This is a genomic window from Leuconostoc fallax (assembly GCF_004354645.1).
GTDB classification, from domain to species: Bacteria; Bacillota; Bacilli; order Lactobacillales; family Lactobacillaceae; genus Leuconostoc_B; species Leuconostoc_B fallax.
Genome location: NZ_PUFI01000014.1, coordinates 94,137 through 115,671, shown reverse-complemented (window position 1 = coordinate 115,671; position 21,535 = coordinate 94,137). Strand labels below are relative to the sequence as shown.

Here is a 21,535-nt window from a genome sequence, read left to right as displayed (position 1 = left end):
GAATAATCGCAGTTTTTTACATTTTTTCTAATCGAGCTATCCGTTCTTCTAAAGGCGGATGTGTGTCAAATAAATGTTGCTTATTTTTAAGCGGATTACTAATATAAAGTGCCGCTGAAGCTGAATCGACATCTTTCATTGGCCGTGCGCGCCCTAATTTTTCTAAAGCACTAATTAGTCCCTGAGGGTTTCGTGTAAGCGCCACACTACTAGCATCTGCTAGGTATTCACGATTACGTGATATTGCCATTTGTACTGCAGCCGCTGCTAATGGTGCCAATATCATAATGACAATAGAGAACACAATAAGAATAATTTGCAAACCGCCGCCACCTTCTCGGTTATTATCACGACGATCGCCACTACCCCATAACCACCAGTTAGATCCCATGTTCACTAAAAAGGTAATAGCAGCTGATAAAGCCAACGCGATAGTTGATATTCTAATATCATAGTTTCGTATGTGGCTAATTTCATGTCCAATAACACCCTCTAATTCACTACGATTCATAGTGCTCAATAATCCTGTCGTTGCTGCAACAGCTGATTTTTGTGGGTTATTCCCCGTAGCAAAGGCATTAGGACTTTGGTCATCAATAATAAAGACACGCGGCATTGGCACCTGAGCAACCATCGCCATATCTTCAACTGTATGCCATAATTCGGGTGATTGATCAGAACTGGTAATCTCATGCGCATTATTCATCGCCATAACAACACTGGTTGAATTACTAATCATAATGGTCATATAAATAACAGCAATGATGATACCAGCAATAATACCAAATTCCAACGATCGCCAAAGGAGATAACCAACAGCAGCGCCAACAATTGCCACAAAAATAATGAAGGCCACTAACAAGACAATCGTTTTTCGCTTATTGGATTGTATTTGTTCAAATAACATTAAAATTCAACTTTAGGTACTTCTTTTTCAGCCTCAGGAACCTGCAAAAATTCACTAGGTTGAAAATGATGTACCTTCGCTACCATGTTACTTGGGAACGACTGTAATTTCGTATTATATGTGGCAGTTGTTGTATTGAAAAGTTGGCGAGAATAAGCAATCTTGTTTTCAGTATTGGTTAGCTCTTCTTGAAGCTTGTTAAAATTTGTATTGGCTTTTAAATCTGGATAAGCTTCTGCACGAGCAAAGAAGCCAGAAAGTACACCACTTAGCTCATTAGAAGCTGCCATTGCTTCTTGAGGGTTAGCAGCAGCCGCAACATCTTGACGAAGACGTGTGACCTTTTCTAAGGTTTCGCTTTCATGCTTGGCATATCCTTTGACGGTGTTGACCAAATTAGGAATTAAATCATTCCGGCGCTTAAGTTGGACATCAATTTGACTCCAAGCTTCTTGAGTGCGCATTCTTGCTGTAACTAATCCGTTATATGTGACAATCCATACAAAGGCTATGACAACAACAATGGCTATAATTATCCACAATGTCATAATTTACCTCTTTCTTAAATTACATTATATTATACGTGAAAATAAAGTTAACCGCTATAAAAAGAGTCAAAACTAGCGTTTCGACCCCTTTAATACTTACTTCTTAAGATTAGCGTATGCCTGTGAGATTGGCTTTGTTACCAAATCATTTAACTCACCAAGTAAACTATTCAATGCCTGTTCCTTTGACATCAACTCACTAATTAAAGTGTTCTTTTGCACTTGGTTGGCAACTGCATCCCATTCTTTTTCCTGATCAGCAGTTGGTTGTTCTTGAGACTGCATCATTTGTTGTACTGTCATTTGGATGTTTTGAAATTGTGCAAATAATACTTTTGATGTTTCATCATTTTGCACTGCTTTAAAAGCATCTTCCCATTCAGTATACTGGGTTGTTTTTTGTAATGCTGTTGCCATTTCATTAGCGTTATCATAAATATTAATCATATAATGCCTCTTTCTTGTTTTTAGCGATTAAATAATCCTTTAATAGTATCCCAAGCTTTGCCGGCTTCGTCAACTGCTTTATCGACACCATTATTAAAATTATCTTGGAATTTTTTCCAATTATTACTTGAACTACTACTATTGCTTTTTGTTGTCACATTCGGATTCGTCACATCAAAACTTGTTTGATCCGTATTGGGTAATATCTGTTCCATATAAGTTTTGGCTAGAGGCCCAATAGTTGATGTTAATCCAATTGGCAACCATTGCCCCTTCTTATCAGAATCAAATCCCATCCAACTGGCTGCAACAATATCTTTGGTATAGCCAATAACCCAAGAATCCTTTGATGTATACTCAGACTCTGTGTTCGTCGGATCTTCAGTTGTTCCCGTTTTACCAGCAATCGTATAGCCGGCTGGTGATGCGCCAACTCCTGTACCATTAGTATACGTCCCAAGCATCATTCGTGTCATATTATCTGCAACCTTCGAACTAATGACACGCTTTTGCGTTGCTTTAGTATTGTTAACAATGGTTTTACCTGTTGCATCTACAATCTTAGTAATATAGTGTGCCTCACTCATTACGCCATCATTAGCAAAAGCCGTATACGCTTGAGCCATCTGTTGTGGTGATACCCCACCCGACAAACCACCTAAGGCTAAGGCTAAGTTTTTATCTTTCTTGGTCACTGGTAATCCAAACTTTTGCGCGCTTTCATATCCAACATTCACACCCATCTTATTCAAAAGATAAACAGCAGGAATATTGTAGGAGTTTGCTAAAGCGGAATACATTGGCACCTCACCTGTTTCAACATTTAGCGCGTTATTAGGTGAATACTTATTCGTCCCAAAATTCATTTTGTGGTTTGGTAATTGAGAATTAATGGTATAGCCACGTTGCAATGCTGGTGCATAAACAACAATCGGTTTAATGGATGATCCTGGTTGACGACGCGATTGAACCGCACGATTGAAACCTCTAAATGTATGATTTTCTTCACGACCACCTATGACAGCTCGCACACCACCTGTCTGTGCATTTAAAATTACCGAAGCAGCCTGAGCATCATCCTGATTAGAAAATAGTGCATTCTGTTGATAATCGTCTTGCAGATTGGTTTGATCTGTTTGATTTAGGGTTGTATAAATTTTATAGCCCCGATTCATGACGTCTTTTTCACTTAAGCCATACATATTAATCGCTTCATCAATAACTGCATCAAAGAACCAAGGATACTTATAATTACCAGAATCATCATAAGTATCATTCAGAACAATTGCTGCTGATTTGGCCTGATTAGCTTGTGCCTGTGTTAATTTTTTATTCTCAACCATTGTTGACAATACCAAATTACGTCGTAATTTAGATCGTTGTGGATTATCAATCGGATTATAACCACTCGGATTCGTCAGCATGCCAGCAAGCGTAGCTGCTTGTGATGTCGTTAATTGACTAGCATGCACGCCAAAGTATTTTTGTGAAGCATCTTCAACACCCCAAACACCGTTTCCAAACCAAGCATTGTTCAGATACATTGTAAAAATTTCATTTTTAGAATAAATCTGTTCAACTTGCATGGATAAGAACAGTTCTTTGGCTTTTCGTTTAAACGTCTGATCTTGACTCAAGTAGGCGTTTTTAACTAACTGCTGCGTTAGTGTTGAGCCACCACCAGATATGGCTTGAGAACCTGTTAGTCGATTCTTAACAAGTGATACTGCCGCGCGTGCTAGTCCTCTAATTGAAAAACCGTGTTCGTGATAAAAATTACGATCTTCAACAGATAACACGGCATCTCTCATGTTTTGGGAAATATCATTATACTTCACATATGACCCTTTTTGAGAATATAATTCACCGGCTTTAGCACCATTATCATCATACACATTCGTGGTTTGCGATAATGTAGCTTGTAAATTTTCAACACGTGAGGTCTTGGCAATTGCAATTAGATAAACGCTAGCTGCCAGAAATACCGTCAAGAATAACGCAATTAAGGCTCGCCCAATTTGCCAGCGTCGCCAAATCGGTCTCAATCGTCGCCATCCACCTTGCATAACTGATTTAAATCCACGTCCCAACTGTTTCATAATACTCACTCATGTTGTGCCAAATAAGGCAACCACTTGTTGTAAAGTGTTTTCGCTTCTTGCTCATCGTGACTTGTCACATAGATTGTGTCAAATCCTGCTAATGTCCCAACTATTTCTGGTAAATGAGCATCATCCAATACACCGGCCAAAACATTACCACTAGAATCAGTTGTTTTAATAACAATCATAAATTGAATATGTGTCATTTTTACAGCATATTCACTAATTGCCGTTTCGATTGCTTCTGTTTCAATGACGTCAGGTGTTTCTACATCACTCTGGCGTAACACCTGATAACGTAGATTACCTAGACTATCTTTAGATCGTACAATATTTAGCGCACGGATATCACGCGAAATCGTTGTTTGCGTTGTTTTATATCCTTTTTCAATTAATGCAGTCAATAATTCTTCTTGACTACCAATACTTTGTTCATCAATTAATTGTAAAATCAATTGTTGTCGTTCTGATTTGGTCAAAATTTGAACCTCCTACATACCGCTTAATGCATGATTACATTTCTTCAGGTGCTTTAACACCTAATAAGCGTAAGCTTTCTTCCAGAACTATTGCCACACTGTTAACCAGTGCTAGACGTGCATTCAACTGATCATCCTCGTTTAAAATACGAGAATTAGCATAATACTTATTAAAAGCACGTGATAAATGCAAAGCGTATTTAGCAATAATACTTGGCTCTCGTCGTTGCCAGGCCTGACGAACAACTGTTGGGAATTGACCTAAACTCGTCACAACATCCCAAGTTGCTTGATCGTCTAGGCTCAACGATGCCATATCAACCTCTTGCTGTGCCTTACGCAAAATAGACAATGCACGTGCACGCGTATACTGAACATAAGGACCAGTGTCGCCTTCAAAACGCACAACTTCTTCTAAACTAAAGTCAAAATTATTTGTTCGATCATTCATTAAATCGTGGAATACCACTGCGCCTGCACCAACTTTTTCAGCTACTTCATCTTTATTAGCCAACGTTGGATTTTTTTCTTGAATTTGCTTCAAAGCTAACTCATGCGCATCATCTAATACATCTTTAAGTAAAACAACATCACCTTTTCGTGTTGACATCTTTTTACCGTTGAATGTAATCAAGCCAAACGCAATATGTTCAACATCATCTGCCCATTCAAATCCCAGCAATGACAAAACAGCTTTCATCTGACGGAAATGTTCACGCTGTTCGCCACCCACAACATATAAACTTTTAGCAAAATTGTATGTATTCTTACGGTATAATGCAGCAGCTAAATCACGTGTCATATATAGTGTTGCACCATCTGAACGTTTAATCATTGCTGGTGTTAGATTTTCATCAACTGTTGACAAATCAACAATTTGTGCACCTTGACTTTCAACTAACAACTGTTTTTCATTTAACAAATCTACGACTTGTGTCATTTTATCATTATAAAAAGCTTCGCCGTTAAAAGAATCAAATTGAATATCTAAACGATCATATATTTCCGTAAATTCCTTTAAAGATTCATTACGGAACCACTGCCACAATTCGTGGGCCTCAGCGTCACCATCTTCTAATTTTTTGAACCAAGCACGACCTTCATCATTTAATGATTCATCAGCCTTAGCTTTTTCATGAAATTCAACATAGTAACGTAGTAAAGTCGCAATTGGATCAGACTTCACTTCTTCTTCTGAACCCCATGTTTTATAAGCATAAATCAGCTTACCAAACTGTGTTCCCCAATCACCTAAATGATTAATTTTAACTGGTTGGTAGCCATTCTTCTGAGTGATATTAGCTAATGCATTCCCAATCACTGTTGAACGCAAGTGTCCCATAGACATTGGCTTTGCAATATTTGGTGATGACATATCAATTGTGATATTTGCTGTTTGTCCATCATTATTATCACCAAATGTGTTCTTTTTTGATAAAACATCACTTAAAATATCCTGAGATGTAGATACCTTATCCAAAAAGAAATTAACATATGGGCCTGTAGCAACAATCTTCTCAAAACCTTCTTGATTAATTGTTGCTACAATATCAGCCGCAATTTGTTGTGGTGCTTTGCGTAATGCTTTAGCTAATGTAAATGTCGGAAATGCTACATCTCCTAATTGAGATGATTTTGGTGCTTCCAATTTTTCAGCTATTGTTGCTGTGTTTAAATCGGGTAATACGTCTGCCAACGCAGCAATAATTTTTTGTTGTCCAATCATTCTATAAATCCTATTATTCTAATAAATTTCAATACATTATACACTTTTAAAAATTGACACACATTAAGATGCAAACAATAATCTATATCGTTTTAATAACCTAATAAAAATCGCTCCTTGTCCTTTACAAAACAAGAAGCGAGACAATGCTCAAGCGTCATTTCATTCAAATTATCTCAAAGCACGCTTCAGTGACGGTTACGTACGCATTGTTTGTTTCCTAGCATTGCATTTATTTAAAATACAAACTAATGATGACCTGATATTATTGATTATCATCAGCCTTTGGTTGAGTCGCCTCAGCAGGTGCTTTTTTAATCACTTCTACATCGCTCATCTTAACCACTGCACGATGATTCATCTCATTGACTGTGGGCTGATCTTCTGGATCATTTTCAGTGATAACCACAAGCAAAGAATTTTCGTAAATCTTCTCAACTTCACCAGTAAATGGCTTTTCTAAGTTACCATAGGCTGGCGCTAACAAGATGTCCCCGATATTAAATCCAGAGTTATTTTCTACTTCTTCTGACATGTCTGCCTCCAATTAAACTGTGCATTAACGACTAATTATAGCAATTTTAGTACAAAAAAGCAAAATTAGCGTGCTGATTTACCACGCTGCAATAATTCACCAACGACTGGGATTTGACCTAATGTTGCCATATCTTTACCATCTACAACAACCATATTAGTTGGTGCATTGGCTAAATCAGAGAACGCATTGATTGATTGGTTTTGGAAGTATTTGTCATCTGCATTACGTAAACCGGCCTGAACAGTATCAATACGATAACGTTCTGCATCGGCACGCGTCTTTGTTGCATCAGCTTCAGCTTTAGCAGTCGCAATTAAGGCATCATTCTTAGCCTTTACTGTCAAATCAATTGAGCGTGCTTCTCCTTGGGCTTTAGCAATCGCTGCAACACGTTCACGATCAGCTGTTAATTGTTTGTCCATTGCTTGTTGAATTTGTGGTGATGGTCGTAATTCATCAATATTGATTCGATCGACGTTAATACCATATGTATTCGTTAAATCACCAATCGCCTCAGCTAATTGGATATTAATTTTTGTCGTTGATCCCAACGCTTCATTCAGTTCCATACGTCCAATAATATCACGCAAGTGACCACGCACTAATTGTGCCATTGATTCAACAGAGTCCGTGTTTTCGTACATATACTTAACAGGTTCAGTCACGTGATAATTCAATGTCACACTCGCCTTGATATCTGCATTATCAGCTGTAATCACAGAATAATCAGGTAAACGCAACGGCCGCATAGCCAAACTAACATTGCGAATACGTTGAATAAACGGCACGTAAAAATGTAATCCCGCATCTTGGCGTAATTTGTACTTCCCCAGTTGTTCTCTTAATCCGACGTTGTTTTGAGGTACTATCTTAAAAAATAACATCAATTACTCTCCTTAATCTCCCGTAGTGTCAATATGTTACCGTTCGATTCAATAATGACATATTCAGCGTCATGCTTTGCCTCATCTGCATTATCGATTAAATAACGATAATAAATACCAGCTACCTTAACCAATCGACTTTCTAAATCAATATTTTCGCCATGCACTGCTTGCCCTACAAATTGCCGATCTTCAAATGACTGCGGTTTTAACCCATCCACAATCACTTGTTGCAAAAAATTATTCACCGAGCGATTTTCCAAAGCCGCACGCCGTGCAATCTCTTCATGTAATGCGGGATCAATACGCAACGGAATATGCCCTGATTTAGTTGTATCTTTATCTTTCATATCTTAATGATATCACATAAATATCATTATGGTATATAAATATGATTATTTGTAATAAAAAATAAGCCTAACGGCTTACTTTACAATGCAATATTGATATTCAGTTATTAAAATAGCAGCCTCACTATACATTAATTTAATATACGATGCTGACCATAATAACTATCGTAAATCACGCTTCTATATATTTAAAAAGTCAACTGCTTCACAACAGCATAATCACCAATATATGGTACATCTTGGCCATTAATTTTCTGATACGGATCTTCACCCTTGCCCGCAACAATGACAATATCTTGTTCCCCTGCTGAAGCAATGGCTGCATGAATTGCTTTAATACGATCCATTTCAAAATGAACAACAACATGATCATTATTAATATGGCACGCAATTTCATTAGCAATATCAGCTGGATCTTCATATTGCGGATCATCAGCAGTCAAAAAGACAACATCAGCTAATTCACCGATTACTTTTCCAAAATCTGCACGTCGGCTCACCCCTTTATTACCAGGTGATCCCACAACAACAATGACTTTACCAGTTGGATATTTACTTTGGGCAAAACTCAATAAGGCATGCATCGAAGCATAATTATGGGCATAATCAACAAAAGCAACACCATGACTTGGAATTGGCATGCTTAACATTCGTCCTGGAATAAATACTTCGTCTAACCCTTGCACCATATCTTGATGCTTAGCACCAGCAAATCCAGCAATCATGAGCGCTGCTAATGCATTACTTTCATTAAAATCCCCCGGTATGTTTAACCGATAATGTCCGATAATTTCTGATAGTTGCTCAACTTTATGTTGCTCGGAAACTGTAAAATGACTTTCATGAATAGCGCTATCGTTTGATATAAAAACATAATCACCCTGATTTTGACGATTAGAACTGTAAGTATACAAACTTTTACCAGCTTCATGATTTTGCTTTGCATGTGAAAATATTTCATCATGATGATCCGTTTCGTCATTAATCACAATCGTATCAGAGTGATCTAACAACATTAATTTATGTGCTAAATAATCTTCAAATGTCGGATGTTCATTAGGGCCAATATGATCGGGAGATATATTGAGAAATGTTCCAACGTCAAAGTGTAAGCCATACACACGATCTTTTAAGTAGGCCTGCGAACTCACTTCCATAATCAGATGTGTCATACCATTATCGACAGCCTGGCGCATATCTTTAAACAACTCATAAGATTCTGGCGTTGTTAAATCAGATTTCTTTTTATCACTCGCTTGCGGTCCTGTAATCCGATCAACAGTGGAAAAGAGAGCTGTGCGATTCTGTGTTGCATGTTTTAAAATATAATAGGCAAAATAAGCTGTTGTAGTTTTACCCTTAGTTCCCGTAATGGCACCAATCCATAACTTATCTTGTGGTCGATCAAAGAATTCCGCTGAAAGTAATGAAAGTGCTTGTTGCGTGTTACTGACAATCCACTGTGGGATATCAATGTCTAAGGGCTTAGTTGTTACAATTCCCGTAATACCTACTGCATTTTCAAGATATTTAGGATTGAAATTTCCCTTTACAACAAATAATGTATTGGGTTTAACCTGTCGTGTATCGTAATGCAAAAAGTCAAAGGTTAATGTCTGGCCTTTTGGTGCCGTTTTTAATAACTGATGTGTATTAAGTATGGCTTCAATTTTTTTAGATGTTAATTGCATAAAAACCGCCTCTGAAAATATAGTATCAAAAAAAGCAGTACAATTGTTGACTGCTTTGGATAAATTAAGCCATTATTTTATCTAAATCACGTGTTTCAATCTGAGGAACTGCTTCATCTAAAATAGTACGTACCTCATCAGTTGCATGTGTTTCCATTAAAGCTTGCCGTAAACCAGAAGCATGGGGAAAGCCACGCAAATAAATCTTAAAGAACCGCTTCAAAGCCTCAAAGTGTTTAGGTGTTACCGTTGCGTTAACCTCATCAAATAAAGTTAATTGACATTTTAGCAATTCGATAGATTCACGTAATGTATGACTTTGTTGCACCTTTTCAAAAGCAAAGGGATTTTCAAAGATACCCCTACCAATCATTATGCCATCAATACCCGGATGTGCTTTAGCAATCGCCAATCCTTCTTGTCGATCTTTAATATCACCATTAAATTGAATCAGTGTCTTTGGTGCTAGCTCATCACGCATTGCTAATATTTCATCAATATATTCATAATGCGCTGGTACTTTAGACATTTCTTTACGCGAACGCAAATGAACTGTTAATACTGCAACGTCTTGTTTAAGGATAAGCGGTAACCATTCACGAAACTCTAATGGTGAATTAAAACCCAAACGTGTTTTAACAGACACAGGTAAAGGTGTTGATTTTGCAGCTGAAATAATGTCACAAGCAAGGTCTTGATGTCGAATCAAATCAGAACCACCACCGTTTTTAATCACCGTACCGTCTGGACATCCCATATTCAAATCAACCGCTTGATAACCCATTTCTGGCAACAACTTCACAGCACCAGCAATATCATCTGGACGCGATCCCCATATTTGCGCAACAGGTATTTGTTCGTCAGGCATATAAGCTAAGCGACCTTGCACGGAAAACTTAGCCTTGGGATGGACCATTGAACTTGCATTAGTAAATTCAGTATAGTATACATCTGGACTAGCTGCTTTTTCGACTACTCGGCGAAATATTGTATCTGTTACAGCTTCCATTGGTGCCAAACTAAAAAAAGGTATTTTTTGAGCTTGGTTATGACCCTTCTGTGCGTTTTGCACAATTTGTTGCCAATAACTACTCTGAGATTGATTAAATGCTGCTGACATGATTTCTCCTTCTTACTCAATCCAAGTAAATACATAAAATAAATTTTAACATAGTCTCTGATACTCATGCACAAATTTGATTATGATGTGATATAAAAACAGCACACATTTCGAGTGCTGTTTTTAAAATGATAATTGTTTTAATAAATTTTTGGCTGCTCGACCACGATGGTGGTATGCAACACGTTGGACTATTGGCATCTGTGCCAAGGTTAATCCATTTTCAGTCACCAACAGCCGATCAAGCCCCGCAGCATAGTCACCCAACTGATGATTTAACATATGAATACCACTTTGACCACTGCTTTCCAAAACTTGACCATCCGGTTTGACCAAAACATAGATAGCTGTCATATGTGCGCTATTATTAATAGCTGGATTATCGTACAGTTGTGCAATATACGCATTCTCATTCTCGGTACCCTTAATACCCAGAGCTTTAAAATCACGTGATGTTGTGACGCCAAATTGGTCAGGAAATGCATCTAAAAATAAGCCACTATCATCTGCGAGTATATAGGCATCCGGCAGTAGTCGATGAATAAATAATGCTTTGGTTTTTGCATTTTGATGTAAATCTGTTGTTGTTTCTTTTGGAAACACTTGTTCTGCTAATAATTCACGATAATTGATGACGTCAACCTGATACTCGGCAAACATGCTAGCTATTTCTTGTGTTTTGACTGTGTTATTTGAAGCTAAAACTAATTGCATATTATCGCTCCCGATTTAGTGCACGTAATGTGTAAAAACTACCTGTAACCACAATCATTGCCTGTGATGATTCACGTGTTCGCATTGCAAGAGATAACGCTGCAGTTGGATCATCAGCAATCTCAACATCGATATTTGGATAATTTGTCAAAATATCTGCTGCTAATTCATCCCCAGAAAGCGCTCTTGTTGGATTACTTGGCGTTAATGTAATGACCCGTTGTACGAAAGGAACAATTTCATCTAGCATTTCATGGTAATCCTTATCTTTCAAAACACCAATTACTAGTGTTGGTTTGAATTTGAGATGCCATGAATTAATGGTTGATACAAGTGCCTGAATACCATCTACGTTATGGGCGGCATCATACAAAATGTTATTTTCCCCATCATAGTCCATGCGGCCAATCATACGGGCATTATGTAATCCGATATTTAAATCTTCTTTGGATGTCTGGTAGCCATACAACCGCAGTGCTGCCAAAACTTGCAAAACAGTATTTAAATTATGCGCTTGAAACATACCGGGTAGGTTGAGTTGGTACCCACTGTCATCATCAATTTTGAGTTTCAAACCATTTGGAGAAGTGTTTTCAACAATAATATGACCAATTTTACCAGAGAACCATTCTGCACCTACTGCTGCTGTACGAGCCTTTAAAACATTTAAAGCTTGAATATCTTGACCCGCATAACTCACAACACAAGTGCCGGGTTTAATTAAGGCCGCTTCATTTTGTGCAATCTCTTTGACATTATGGCCCATCAAATTTTCATGGTCCATACTAATTTTTGTAAATACCGTTAGTTTGGCATTATCAATTGCATTAGTTGCATCACGCAAGCCGCCTAAGCCGGCTTCAATAATGGCAATGTTAACCGATGAAGCTTCAAAGTAAAGCAATGCAATCATCATAAAATACTCAAAATAAGATAAATCATTGGTCGATTTACCATGTTTTAACAAGGCATCTGTCACCTGTTTAAAGTATATTAAAAAATCGCGCCGCGTAATTGGCTCACCATTTAAGGTAATTTGTTCACGATCGTCATTGACATATGGACTTGAAAAATGGCCGACTTTCAACTGACTTGCATTAATTACTGCAGATAAGATAGCGCCGGTTGAGCCTTTACCGTTAGTACCAGCGATTTGAATCACATCCATCTGCTGTTCTGGATGGTCTATCCAGGATAATACTTCCTTTAAAAAAGGCACTCTATTATCCTCTAAAACGCGCCATGTTTTATCCATTTTCTTGATTGTTGCTTTATATTTTGCTACAAGCTTTGCTTCCGCCTTAGCTTGTTGTGTCATTATCTTCCCCAAAATACTATCCTCAAATCATTATATCTCAAGACATTCTATCACTTTATCAGCACATCTCTTATGAAAATTTGATTACAAAAAAACAGCTTGCGCTGTTTTAAATATGTTTAATATTAAAACCGGTACGTTCTTGAATAGCATCAAGCGCCTGTAGGTATCGCGCATAATATCCATAAGGATCATCAGCACCACCTTTAGCATCCAGTACCACCACTTTATCCGTAAAGCCGTATTCTTCAATAACAGTCATGAGTTCATTATGGAATAACTGTCGTGAATCAATATCTGCTTCTCCCATATTGCGGAAGCCATCATTAACATAAGGTGTTACAGGTGGAATAACCAAAATCAAATCAATCAGCTCTTCTTCAATTGTATTATCAAATAATGGCTTTAACTGTTTGTTCTCCGCCGCAGTAAGCCATAATTTTGCGTATACCTTAGTCACCATTGCATCAGTATCAAAAAAAGTTAAACCGTTATTTGCTGGACTGTTAATTTCACGTGAATTGGCATCATATTGCCCTTGAATCAGACGAATATAATCTTTGACAATTAACTCATCATCACTCACATTAGAGCGTTCCTGATACTCACGTGCATATTCCTCAGAAAAAGGTGAATTACTTGTCCGCGCTAAACGACGTACTAAAGTCGATTTGCCAGTAGATGCAGACCCCATAACTGTAATTTTTTTGGTAAAATGCCGGCGAAAAACACGGTTAATAAAATCCCAATTGTCAATCGGATTTTGTCGAATATCAGTAGCTGAAATTTTCAAAACCGTCCGATCCATCAAACTGACCTTAAATTGTCCATCTTGAGGTAAACGCTTTTCCAATTCTTTTTTATACGATAACTCACCTGTATAAAATGTAATTTTAGCATTTGGATTAACGATGTTACGGCGAACAACATCCACTAACTTTGCCGTCCACACATCCCAACCATCAGGCATAGGTGGCATATCATCTTCGTTAATATAATCCACTTTAATATCTTCTTCATCCGCAAAGGCTTCACGCAAATAACGGAATCGCTTTTCTACAGATAAACCAATTTGGTAACCACGATCGCCTGTATATCCTGACGCTACAACGAGCACACCATCATTTAAGGCAGCTGCTTTATAAATTTCAGCCTGATGGCCAACGTGCATCGGTGCTAATGTTCCAAAGAAAACACCAATCTGGTCACCTTTAAGATCATCCTTATATAAATTTCCTGCAATCATTCTTGCCATAAAATCGATCAACGCCCCTCATAAAATGAGTGTATGACATTGCCTCCAACTATCTCACTATATTTTTGTTAACTAGTTTACGCCACTGAATAATACCATAAATGGCATTGATTGTTAATGCTAAATTCATACCCAACATTGCCCATGCACTTGGGTCAGCATGTCCTGTCCAAGCACGTGTCCAAAGTATGATTTCAACGAGATCGAAAAGTAGCCAAACATACCAAGATTCTGCGAATTTAGCAGTCTGTAAAATTTGTGCCCCCATAGAAATTGTTGTCGTTAAACCATCCATGTAGGGCTGTCTTGATCCAGCCTGTTGCAAAATCATACCAACAATTAACAAGATAATAATAAAGATAGGTAGAACCCATAACCACTGTTTTAGCGTCATATATTTTGTTTCTACAACTTCTTGTTGATGCTGCTGGGACTGTTTAGAAGTCTGATCTTTTTGCATAAAGCCCAACCAGGCCGCAACACCAATAAATTGCATGATAACCCAAAAAGCACTTAAAGCAACTTCACCAAATAATTGTGATTGAAAAGCTAGTGGCATATACATCGCAGAGTAAATTAATCCCCAGAAATAGTTGGTGATTCTCCCTTTAGCTACCAGTACAACCGTGATAATATTCATGATACCTGTTGTTAAACCAAACCAATCAAAATTACCATGTTGCCCAACACCAATAAGCCACACCGTTAGTTGCAATGCAAGCAGTACCAATAATAAAGTAGCTTCTGCCAGCGTCCAGCCAATGAACAATTCTTTCAAAATATTAGCTGGATTAAAGTAGCGCCAAAAACGTTTCCCAATCGTTTCTTTGCTCATCATCATTCTCCCAATAAATTTTACAACTAGTATAACAATTTTGAGCCATATTGTGTTTTATTTCATTGCTTGGTACCACTAGCTTTACAACATTTAACTTAATCAAAATTTCTAGCAGCATGAATTGCTTTCGGTTTTAATGAAGAAAAGGCTGAGACAAACGCTCAATAAATTTGACAGTGCAAATATTAAGAACACGATACTTGCGCCAAAAGAACTAATCAATATAGGGAAAATAAAACTAATACCAAAATTGGTTAACCAAAGAACGGCTGTTGCAACCGACATAAAACGTGCTTCTACTTGTATAGGGAAAAGTTCAGCTAACATCAGCCAAGTTCCTGGACTAACTACTCCTTGATGACTAGCTAAGAACAAAGTCATCCAAAGCACAACAAGGACATTTGTCACCGATTGTGAGAAAAAATGCAATTGCATGGTAAGCGATAATAAACTCATGAAGATAGCATTTCCCATTAATCCAGTAATGAGCATCCTACGATGATTGTGTGTCGCCAATAATCTTGTCCCAACTATACTTGCAATTAAGGACGTTACACCAACCAAGATATTACTATAAAGCGATGTCCCTCTCGTCATTCCTACCTTTTCTAATATGACAGTACCGTAATACATCACCGTATTCACACCTGAAATTTGTTGAATAACTGCTAACAAAATACCGATAACTAATAGATACTTTAGGGCTGGTTGTCGTAATATTTTTTGCCAACTTATCAACGGTTGATCTTGATTAACTTGGCGTTGCTTGGCACGAGCAATCGATTGTTTAGTAAAACCTAATGACAATAAAATGTCTCTTGCTTTTTTAACGTGTCCTTTTAATGATTCCCATTTTGGACTATTAGGAATTGTAAATGACCCGATCCACAATAAGATTGCTGGTACCGCTGCGGCCATAATCATCAAACGCCATACCGCATGCCAACTACCAAATATATTACCTAAAATAGCATTCACAATAAAAGCAATCAGTTGACCTAATACAATAGAAATTGCATTTCGATTAATATTTTTAACCTGTAGGGATGCAGGTGAAATTTCAGCTAAATACATCGGTGACAAACTTGAAGCTGCACCTACCGCTAACCCTAACAAAAAACGAAAACTAATGAGTATACTCATATGCACAGAAAAGGCGCAACCAATTGTTGACAATGTGAAAATAATAGCAATCCAACGTAACGCACGTTGTCTACCATATTTATCTGCAAGAGTACCAATCGATAAAGCACCAATACACCCACCTAATATTAAGGCACTAGAGACCATGCCTTGTGCCCCAGGCGATAAGTTGAGCTGGTCCGGCAAGCTCATAAAGGCTAGCGCACCATTAATCACACCCGTATCATAACCAAATAAAAAACCACCTAATGCAATGACATAGGCCGAATAATTCAATACATGATTATTTAATCGTAATTTACTACTATCATCCAATTGATTTGCCTCTCTATCTTTCAATCCCAAAACCAGTTACATTGCAACTCTCTATCTATAATCTAATATACGCTTAATTAATTAGGAGTGGTTAATTTAGCATTACTGTGCCAAATAAAAAAGCAGTGATATTATCACTGCCCTAGTTTAATTAATTCGCCTTAATGATTGATAAATTAATATCAATGCTAATTGTAAAGCACCAAATATAATGACAAATTCAAAACTCTGCATATTCATTTGGCTAATAATAATTTGAAAAGTTTCACGCCAATTGGTTAAGACTTCCCATGAATTCAGACGTAAAAAGCGACCTAAGTACATACCATATGCTGACAGTAGTGAGAAAATCCCGTAAAAAGCACCTTGCCACAATAAACTATCTCGTTCCACAAACGTTTCATAAATCATTTCGATACTACGCATCCCCAATAAGACACCAATGAAAATCCCCATCGCCAAGACAGCGTAATTAAAACGGATTGCACCAACAGTTGTACCAATACTATACAAGTGGACAAAATCCGTAATCATATACATCGTATTGGGGTAAAAGATTAACCATATGAAGCCTAAAGCAAATTTAATCACTCGATTGGGTACATATTTAATTAAAATACTCACGTCAAAAGGTATCAACGCCAAACACACATTTAGGATTAAAAAGTTATAGACGGTTGGAAATAGCCATATCACAATAAAGAATAAAGCAATGAGACTATGAATGATAATAAGTGGTTTCTTCAAAATATACTACTCCCCAATAAAATAATCACTTTAATCGTATACGCTTTTAAATAATTGAACATTAAAATTAATGTCTATACATATCAATTATCGGCGACGATGCCTAACAAAAGTAAAGAAGTGTAATAACCCCGCTAACAACAAGAAGAAAATCAAAACAAAACTAATATAAGCTAACCAGAAAACTGATGCTGAGAATAGATGTAAAAATATATTTTGAATTCCCATTGTAACCAATGTTGTGACAGCAATCATACCAAAAAGTAAAATATAGCGTTTCAAAGTTTCATCGTCCTTTCGATCTGCATGTGCTATTTTTTGAGCCAAGCGTTGACATTCTTGTATTTTTTTTGGCCGTAATTCATGGTACTGCCATGTCCCTGTACCAACAAATTCACCTTTTTTAATGAGACCAGCACTTGTCATTACTCGGTCAATCGTCACAAAAGTTTGGTCTGTCGCACCTGTTACAAAATTTTCAACAGATGATGTAAAACAAGTGGTCAAACTAACATAATGCTTATTTTTAAATTGCCCAGGTAATGTATCCATTTTTTTAGTCATCCTGACCATACGAAAACGCATACAATCAAAAAAATACTTCATCACACCTGACAAGCCTGACCAATATGTGGGTGCCGCAATAACCCAAACATCACACGCCGCCATTTTAGCTTCGATAGCATCCAAAGCTGGACATTTATCATGCATTGTATCGGGATAAATATCATAATCTCTTAAAAAAACAATTTCCTTTTCTGCTGAAGCTGGTAACGCATCTAGTACAGTATCCAAGTACTGTCCTGTTATCCCATCTCTTTTATGCGACCCAAGAATTGCTAAATACTTCATGATTACCTACTTTATATGACACTTTCTATTCTACTTTAATCTTAATTATAATTGTAACATTGTGCATTGCGTATGCTGTACAAAATAAAAGACGCTGAGTTGCTTCAGACGTCTTTTTAAACAATAGCTGTTAATAATTTTTGTAAATGATTCGCTTGATTCATCGAAAAAATATGAATGCCATCTACATCATGCGCAATGAGTGCTTTGATTTGTTGTGCAGCATAGTCGATACCAGCCATTTCTAATTGTGATGCTGACTGATGTTTACTCATCAGTGTCATTAATTGGTCTGGTACAGGCTGCCCCGTCATTTTAGGCACCCACTTTAATTGTTCAGCATTAGTAATTGGCATAATGCCGGCAACAATAGGAACTTGAATATCATGTTGTCTGAGTAATTCAACGACACGCAAAAAGTCACGATTATCAAAAAACATCTGTGAAATGAAAAAATCAGTTCCTGCTGCTATTTTGGCCTCTACATTTTCCAAACCTTTTTTCGGATTATCTAAAATGTGTTGGGGATGAATGGCTGCGCCGACACAAATATCATGTGTTGCTTTAATGGTTTCAATTAATGCAACACTTGAAGTAAATGATCCTGATTCAGCTTCACCATCACCGCGTATGACTAAAAGATTCTGGATACCTTGTTGCACTAAATGGCTTAATTGATCTGGTAATGTATGTGGTGTTTGTCCAACGGCTGGTAAATGTTGCAACACAGGCATATGATATTGCATTTGAATATGATGCGCCAGTTGTGCAACGCCGTCATCAGATGTTCCCATATGATTTGTTATGCTGACATAATCAATCGGTAGCTGATTCAAATCCAATGCTGACAATACCATACTGGCACTCATATGATTTTGACTGTTACTTTGCGGTGAAAGTTCAACTGATATTAACGGCCGGGTTGTTAATTGGTAATATGCACTAATTTTCATAAAAAATTAGACAATATGACGTTCGAAAGGATCTGAGCTAATTCCCTCCGACAAGATTAATTTTGCCCATTCTTTAGCAGAGAAAAGACTATGGTCTTTATAATTACCACAACTTTCAATATAAGCTGCTGGTACTTCAGTAATTTCATCACTTGCAATTTTTTCAAGTACTTTTTTCATCACTTTGGCTAATTCTTCAGGAGAATACGTTACCCAACTAATTAAATGAAATCCTGTACGACAACCAAATGGTGACATATCAATAATACCATCCAATTCGTCACGCACTAAGCCAGCGAATAAATGTTCCAGAGTATGTAAACCACCTGTTTCAATCGATGTTTCATTAGGTTGTACCAAGCGAACATCGTAATTCGCAATTGAACCACCTTGTGGTCCTTGTTGCTCTTCAATCAACCGCACATAAGGTGCTAAAACTTTAGTATGATCTAATGTAAAACTTTCAACTTCTGCCATATTATTTTTGCGCTAATCATTTCGTTTATGGTTAACGCACTCCTTTCTAATCTTCGAACTGTTATGTGTAACAGTAATTACCACATATTCTACACCTATTAACACGAGAATTTGGAATTTTTTTATATCAGTAATACCAAAAATAATGCATAATTTTTTTATTTAGCCCAAGCACGTGCAAGCGGCTTAATTTGTGTTTCAAAAAAACGTGCTTGAGATATCAACAACGTTTTATCGGTGAAGCGAATAATTGTTAAAAAATAGCCAAAATTCAACCATAGCAAATGTAAGCTCATCGCCTCAACATCAGCATCTGACTGTAACACACCCTGATGTTTCATTTGATTTAAATAGTTGGTGATATACGTTTTGAAAACTAACGGTACTTTTTCAGATGCCGCTTTAACCTGTGGTAATTCGAAAGTTGCTTGCAACCCCACTAAAATGATTTCACGATGGTCTAATTGGAACTTTTGAAAACTGTCGGAAATCGTTATTAAATCCTGTTCCAATTCACCTTGCAATTGAATATTATCAAACACACGATCGATATCTTGAATATGGCGTTTTACCACACTATCCAATAAGCCATTTTTATCATGAAAATTTCTAAAAATAGTACTAGGGTTAACACCGGCTTCTTCTGCGATTCGATTAAACGTTGTTGATTTAAAGCCAACCTCTCCTAATAGTTTGATAAAAGCATTTAAAATTTTATCTTGCGTTGATTCAACTGCCATTGTGTCACCTTCTTTAATGTGTATGTACTCATTATAACGTAATTTTTCATCTATAATGCAAGCAAGTACTTGCATGCATTATAGATAAATGCTATTCTTTGTTCTAGTGAAAAGGAGAAAAAGATGAAATTCAAACAATTTTTACTGAGTAAAGGTGTCATTGGTGCGTTTATTGTCGTACTTTTTTACGGTCTATTAATGGTTGGTATTTATTTTTCAGGGTATAAAGCAGTACCTGATAAGATTGACCGCCTACCTGTTGCCATTGTCAATCAAGATAGTAACAGCCAAGCCCTACAAAACCAGTTAAAAGATAATTTACCATTCAAGCACGTAAAAACAAATTTGTCATTAAATGATGCCAAAAAGCAACTCAATGATAGAAAAATTTATCTCATCATTAATATTCCAAACAAATTCAGTGATAATTTAGCTAATTTGGGACACGATGAGCAAGCGCAATTAAAATTTTATATTAATTATGCGAATCCAATGACTGCTGTATCAGCTATGGAAACTGTTACCAACCGAATTGGTAATCAGGTTCAAAAAAATATCCTACTGCAACAAGGCAAAGCTATTCTATCAGCTAGCGCTGCCAAGCAGTTAGAACAAACAACGACAGCATCGATTAAAGCAAACCCTGAAGCTAAGGCAGCAATTTTAGAAAAAGCAGATGCTACTAAAAAAACAGTTGCCAATGATATTAATAATACTTACGATCAAGTTAAAAATAGTTACACGTATAGCATCGTTAAAATGCATCGCGTACCAAAGGGTATGAATCATAGTATGGCGCCGTTCTTTTTGACCCTATCCTTTTACATTGGTTCGATGATTGCAGCTATGTTGATTGTCACATCGTACAAAACTTTTGCACAAACTATTGGTAAATGGCGCGCTTATTTATCAACGCAAATAGCGATTGTATTGATTGCTTTAATTGCACCACTTTTTATTGTCGGTTTAAGTCGTTACATTAATCATTTCGACACTGCTACTTACTGGGGATTATGGTGGAATCATACGCTCGAACTATTTACTGCACTTAATTTCAACTTGATTTTCTCATTAATGTTAGGCCAATTAGGTATTATGATTAATATGCCATTCATGCTAACACAAGTTGTATCGGGTGCCGGATTGATTCCACAAACAATTTTGCCAGAATTTTTCAAGGGATTAAGCTATATTTCCCCTTGTTACTACGCTATTAAAGGTAATTTCAACATTTTATATGGCGGACCAAATGTCACAACAATTTGGTTGCAACTCGGACTACTAGGTTGTGCAGCAATTATTTGCCAGCTCGTTGTGATCGCATTACAAAAAAATCACTCATTAGCCATCAAGCGTTCATAAAATTTGTTCATATCAATGCAAAAATAAAA

Annotated in this window: 22 protein-coding genes; 1 reads left to right on the top strand and 21 read right to left on the bottom strand. The window is 37.0% G+C overall.

Features of this window, described 5'->3' with window-relative positions; all coding sequences use genetic code 11:
- Nucleotides 1–16 precede the first annotated feature (16 nt).
- The 21 genes from htpX to C5L23_RS04745 form a co-directional block, all read right to left on the bottom strand.
- Nucleotides 17–907, bottom strand: a complete 891-nt coding sequence (gene htpX, locus C5L23_RS04845; RefSeq protein ID WP_010007891.1) for a zinc metalloprotease HtpX — start codon at nt 905–907, stop codon at nt 17–19.
- Nucleotides 907–1,455 (bottom strand): LemA family protein, encoded by a 549-nt coding sequence (locus tag C5L23_RS04840; RefSeq protein ID WP_010007893.1) that lies wholly within the window; start codon nt 1,453–1,455, stop codon nt 907–909. Before C5L23_RS04840 ends, htpX begins: the two co-directional genes overlap by 1 nt.
- 96 nt (nt 1,456–1,551) lie before the next feature.
- Entirely contained in the window at nt 1,552–1,902 is a 351-nt protein-coding gene (locus C5L23_RS04835; RefSeq protein ID WP_010007895.1) for a YlbF family regulator, read from the bottom strand.
- 20 nt (nt 1,903–1,922) lie between these two features.
- Nucleotides 1,923–4,001: a PBP1A family penicillin-binding protein gene (locus tag C5L23_RS04830; protein WP_010007896.1), complete on the bottom strand. Its 2,079-nt coding sequence runs from the start codon at nt 3,999–4,001 to the stop codon at nt 1,923–1,925.
- Between the two features lie 5 nt (nt 4,002–4,006).
- On the bottom strand, nt 4,007–4,486 hold the full coding sequence (locus tag C5L23_RS04825) for an arginine repressor (RefSeq protein WP_033192916.1): 480 nt from the start codon (nt 4,484–4,486) through the stop codon (nt 4,007–4,009).
- Nucleotides 4,487–4,517: 31 nt separating this feature from the next.
- Nucleotides 4,518–6,209, bottom strand: a complete 1,692-nt coding sequence (gene argS / locus C5L23_RS04820; protein WP_133264370.1) for an arginine--tRNA ligase — start codon at nt 6,207–6,209, stop codon at nt 4,518–4,520.
- A gap of 265 nt (nt 6,210–6,474) precedes the next feature.
- Complete coding sequence (locus tag C5L23_RS04815; protein WP_010007902.1) at nt 6,475–6,744, bottom strand: hypothetical protein; 270 nt, start codon at nt 6,742–6,744, stop codon at nt 6,475–6,477.
- 65 nt (nt 6,745–6,809) lie between these two features.
- On the bottom strand, nt 6,810–7,631 hold the full coding sequence (locus tag C5L23_RS04810) for an SPFH domain-containing protein (protein WP_010007903.1): 822 nt from the start codon (nt 7,629–7,631) through the stop codon (nt 6,810–6,812).
- A complete protein-coding gene (locus tag C5L23_RS04805; protein WP_010007904.1) occupies nt 7,631–7,981 on the bottom strand; it encodes a toxin-antitoxin system HicB family antitoxin in 351 nt (116 codons plus the stop codon). Before C5L23_RS04805 ends, C5L23_RS04810 begins: the two co-directional genes overlap by 1 nt.
- 188 nt (nt 7,982–8,169) lie before the next feature.
- A complete protein-coding gene (gene murE / locus C5L23_RS04800; protein ID WP_133264369.1) occupies nt 8,170–9,672 on the bottom strand; it encodes a UDP-N-acetylmuramyl-tripeptide synthetase in 1,503 nt (500 codons plus the stop codon).
- 64 nt (nt 9,673–9,736) lie between these two features.
- Nucleotides 9,737–10,792 carry a tRNA dihydrouridine synthase gene (locus tag C5L23_RS04795; protein WP_133264368.1) on the bottom strand — a complete coding sequence of 352 codons (1,056 nt, stop codon included), beginning with the start codon at nt 10,790–10,792 and terminating at the stop codon, nt 9,737–9,739.
- 123 nt (nt 10,793–10,915) lie between these two features.
- Entirely contained in the window at nt 10,916–11,506 is a 591-nt protein-coding gene (locus tag C5L23_RS04790; protein ID WP_010007908.1) for a non-canonical purine NTP pyrophosphatase, read from the bottom strand.
- A 1-nt stretch (nt 11,507) separates the two neighbouring features.
- The gene (locus C5L23_RS04785) at nt 11,508–12,824 is read right to left on the bottom strand and encodes a bifunctional folylpolyglutamate synthase/dihydrofolate synthase (protein ID WP_010007910.1); all 1,317 of its coding nucleotides are present in this window, start codon (nt 12,822–12,824) and stop codon (nt 11,508–11,510) included.
- Nucleotides 12,825–12,933: 109 nt separating this feature from the next.
- Complete coding sequence (locus C5L23_RS04780) at nt 12,934–14,079, bottom strand: nicotinamide-nucleotide adenylyltransferase (RefSeq protein WP_133264367.1); 1,146 nt, start codon at nt 14,077–14,079, stop codon at nt 12,934–12,936.
- 49 nt (nt 14,080–14,128) lie between these two features.
- Nucleotides 14,129–14,914 carry a nicotinamide riboside transporter PnuC gene (gene pnuC, locus C5L23_RS04775; RefSeq protein WP_010007911.1) on the bottom strand — a complete coding sequence of 262 codons (786 nt, stop codon included), beginning with the start codon at nt 14,912–14,914 and terminating at the stop codon, nt 14,129–14,131.
- A 111-nt stretch (nt 14,915–15,025) separates the two neighbouring features.
- Complete coding sequence (locus C5L23_RS04770; RefSeq protein ID WP_010007912.1) at nt 15,026–16,375, bottom strand: sugar porter family MFS transporter; 1,350 nt, start codon at nt 16,373–16,375, stop codon at nt 15,026–15,028.
- A gap of 147 nt (nt 16,376–16,522) precedes the next feature.
- Nucleotides 16,523–17,122, bottom strand: coding sequence for a DUF1361 domain-containing protein (locus C5L23_RS04765; RefSeq protein WP_010007913.1), 600 nt, complete (start codon nt 17,120–17,122; stop codon nt 16,523–16,525).
- Between the two features lie 87 nt (nt 17,123–17,209).
- Complete coding sequence (locus C5L23_RS04760; RefSeq protein ID WP_133264366.1) at nt 17,210–17,974, bottom strand: flavodoxin family protein; 765 nt, start codon at nt 17,972–17,974, stop codon at nt 17,210–17,212.
- Between the two features lie 116 nt (nt 17,975–18,090).
- Nucleotides 18,091–18,927 carry a methylenetetrahydrofolate reductase gene (locus tag C5L23_RS04755; RefSeq protein WP_081458718.1) on the bottom strand — a complete coding sequence of 279 codons (837 nt, stop codon included), beginning with the start codon at nt 18,925–18,927 and terminating at the stop codon, nt 18,091–18,093.
- 6 nt (nt 18,928–18,933) lie between these two features.
- Nucleotides 18,934–19,404: an S-ribosylhomocysteine lyase gene (locus C5L23_RS04750; RefSeq protein ID WP_010007917.1), complete on the bottom strand. Its 471-nt coding sequence runs from the start codon at nt 19,402–19,404 to the stop codon at nt 18,934–18,936.
- A gap of 158 nt (nt 19,405–19,562) precedes the next feature.
- Nucleotides 19,563–20,144, bottom strand: a complete 582-nt coding sequence (locus tag C5L23_RS04745; RefSeq protein WP_170168012.1) for a TetR/AcrR family transcriptional regulator — start codon at nt 20,142–20,144, stop codon at nt 19,563–19,565.
- A 123-nt stretch (nt 20,145–20,267) separates the two neighbouring features.
- Here C5L23_RS04745 and C5L23_RS04740 point away from each other — a divergent pair, with 123 nt between their 5' ends.
- On the top strand, nt 20,268–21,506 hold the full coding sequence (locus C5L23_RS04740) for a YhgE/Pip domain-containing protein (RefSeq protein WP_133264364.1): 1,239 nt from the start codon (nt 20,268–20,270) through the stop codon (nt 21,504–21,506).
- The last annotated feature ends 29 nt before the right edge of the window (nt 21,507–21,535 follow it).

Bases quoted from the DNA above. Each gene is read 5' to 3' on its own strand.
- murE (WP_133264369.1), bottom strand. From the start codon at position 9,672: ATGCAATTAACATCTAAAAAAATTGAAGCCATACTTAATACACATCAG.
- C5L23_RS04760 (WP_133264366.1), bottom strand. From the start codon at position 17,974: ATGAAGTATTTAGCAATTCTTGGGTCGCATAAAAGAGATGGGATAACA.
- C5L23_RS04815 (WP_010007902.1), bottom strand. From the start codon at position 6,744: ATGTCAGAAGAAGTAGAAAATAACTCTGGATTTAATATCGGGGACATC.
- C5L23_RS04750 (WP_010007917.1), bottom strand. From the start codon at position 19,404: ATGGCAGAAGTTGAAAGTTTTACATTAGATCATACTAAAGTTTTAGCA.
- C5L23_RS04740 (WP_133264364.1), top strand. From the start codon at position 20,268: ATGAAATTCAAACAATTTTTACTGAGTAAAGGTGTCATTGGTGCGTTT.
- argS (WP_133264370.1), bottom strand. From the start codon at position 6,209: ATGATTGGACAACAAAAAATTATTGCTGCGTTGGCAGACGTATTACCC.
- pnuC (WP_010007911.1), bottom strand. From the start codon at position 14,914: ATGAGCAAAGAAACGATTGGGAAACGTTTTTGGCGCTACTTTAATCCA.
- C5L23_RS04810 (WP_010007903.1), bottom strand. From the start codon at position 7,631: ATGTTATTTTTTAAGATAGTACCTCAAAACAACGTCGGATTAAGAGAA.
- C5L23_RS04785 (WP_010007910.1), bottom strand. From the start codon at position 12,824: ATGACACAACAAGCTAAGGCGGAAGCAAAGCTTGTAGCAAAATATAAA.
- C5L23_RS04805 (WP_010007904.1), bottom strand. From the start codon at position 7,981: ATGAAAGATAAAGATACAACTAAATCAGGGCATATTCCGTTGCGTATT.
- C5L23_RS04790 (WP_010007908.1), bottom strand. From the start codon at position 11,506: ATGCAATTAGTTTTAGCTTCAAATAACACAGTCAAAACACAAGAAATA.
- C5L23_RS04795 (WP_133264368.1), bottom strand. From the start codon at position 10,792: ATGTCAGCAGCATTTAATCAATCTCAGAGTAGTTATTGGCAACAAATT.
- C5L23_RS04835 (WP_010007895.1), bottom strand. From the start codon at position 1,902: ATGATTAATATTTATGATAACGCTAATGAAATGGCAACAGCATTACAA.
- C5L23_RS04830 (WP_010007896.1), bottom strand. From the start codon at position 4,001: ATGAAACAGTTGGGACGTGGATTTAAATCAGTTATGCAAGGTGGATGG.
- C5L23_RS04780 (WP_133264367.1), bottom strand. From the start codon at position 14,079: ATGGCAAGAATGATTGCAGGAAATTTATATAAGGATGATCTTAAAGGT.
- C5L23_RS04755 (WP_081458718.1), bottom strand. From the start codon at position 18,927: ATGAAAATTAGTGCATATTACCAATTAACAACCCGGCCGTTAATATCA.
- htpX (WP_010007891.1), bottom strand. From the start codon at position 907: ATGTTATTTGAACAAATACAATCCAATAAGCGAAAAACGATTGTCTTG.
- C5L23_RS04840 (WP_010007893.1), bottom strand. From the start codon at position 1,455: ATGACATTGTGGATAATTATAGCCATTGTTGTTGTCATAGCCTTTGTA.
- C5L23_RS04745 (WP_170168012.1), bottom strand. From the start codon at position 20,144: ATGGCAGTTGAATCAACGCAAGATAAAATTTTAAATGCTTTTATCAAA.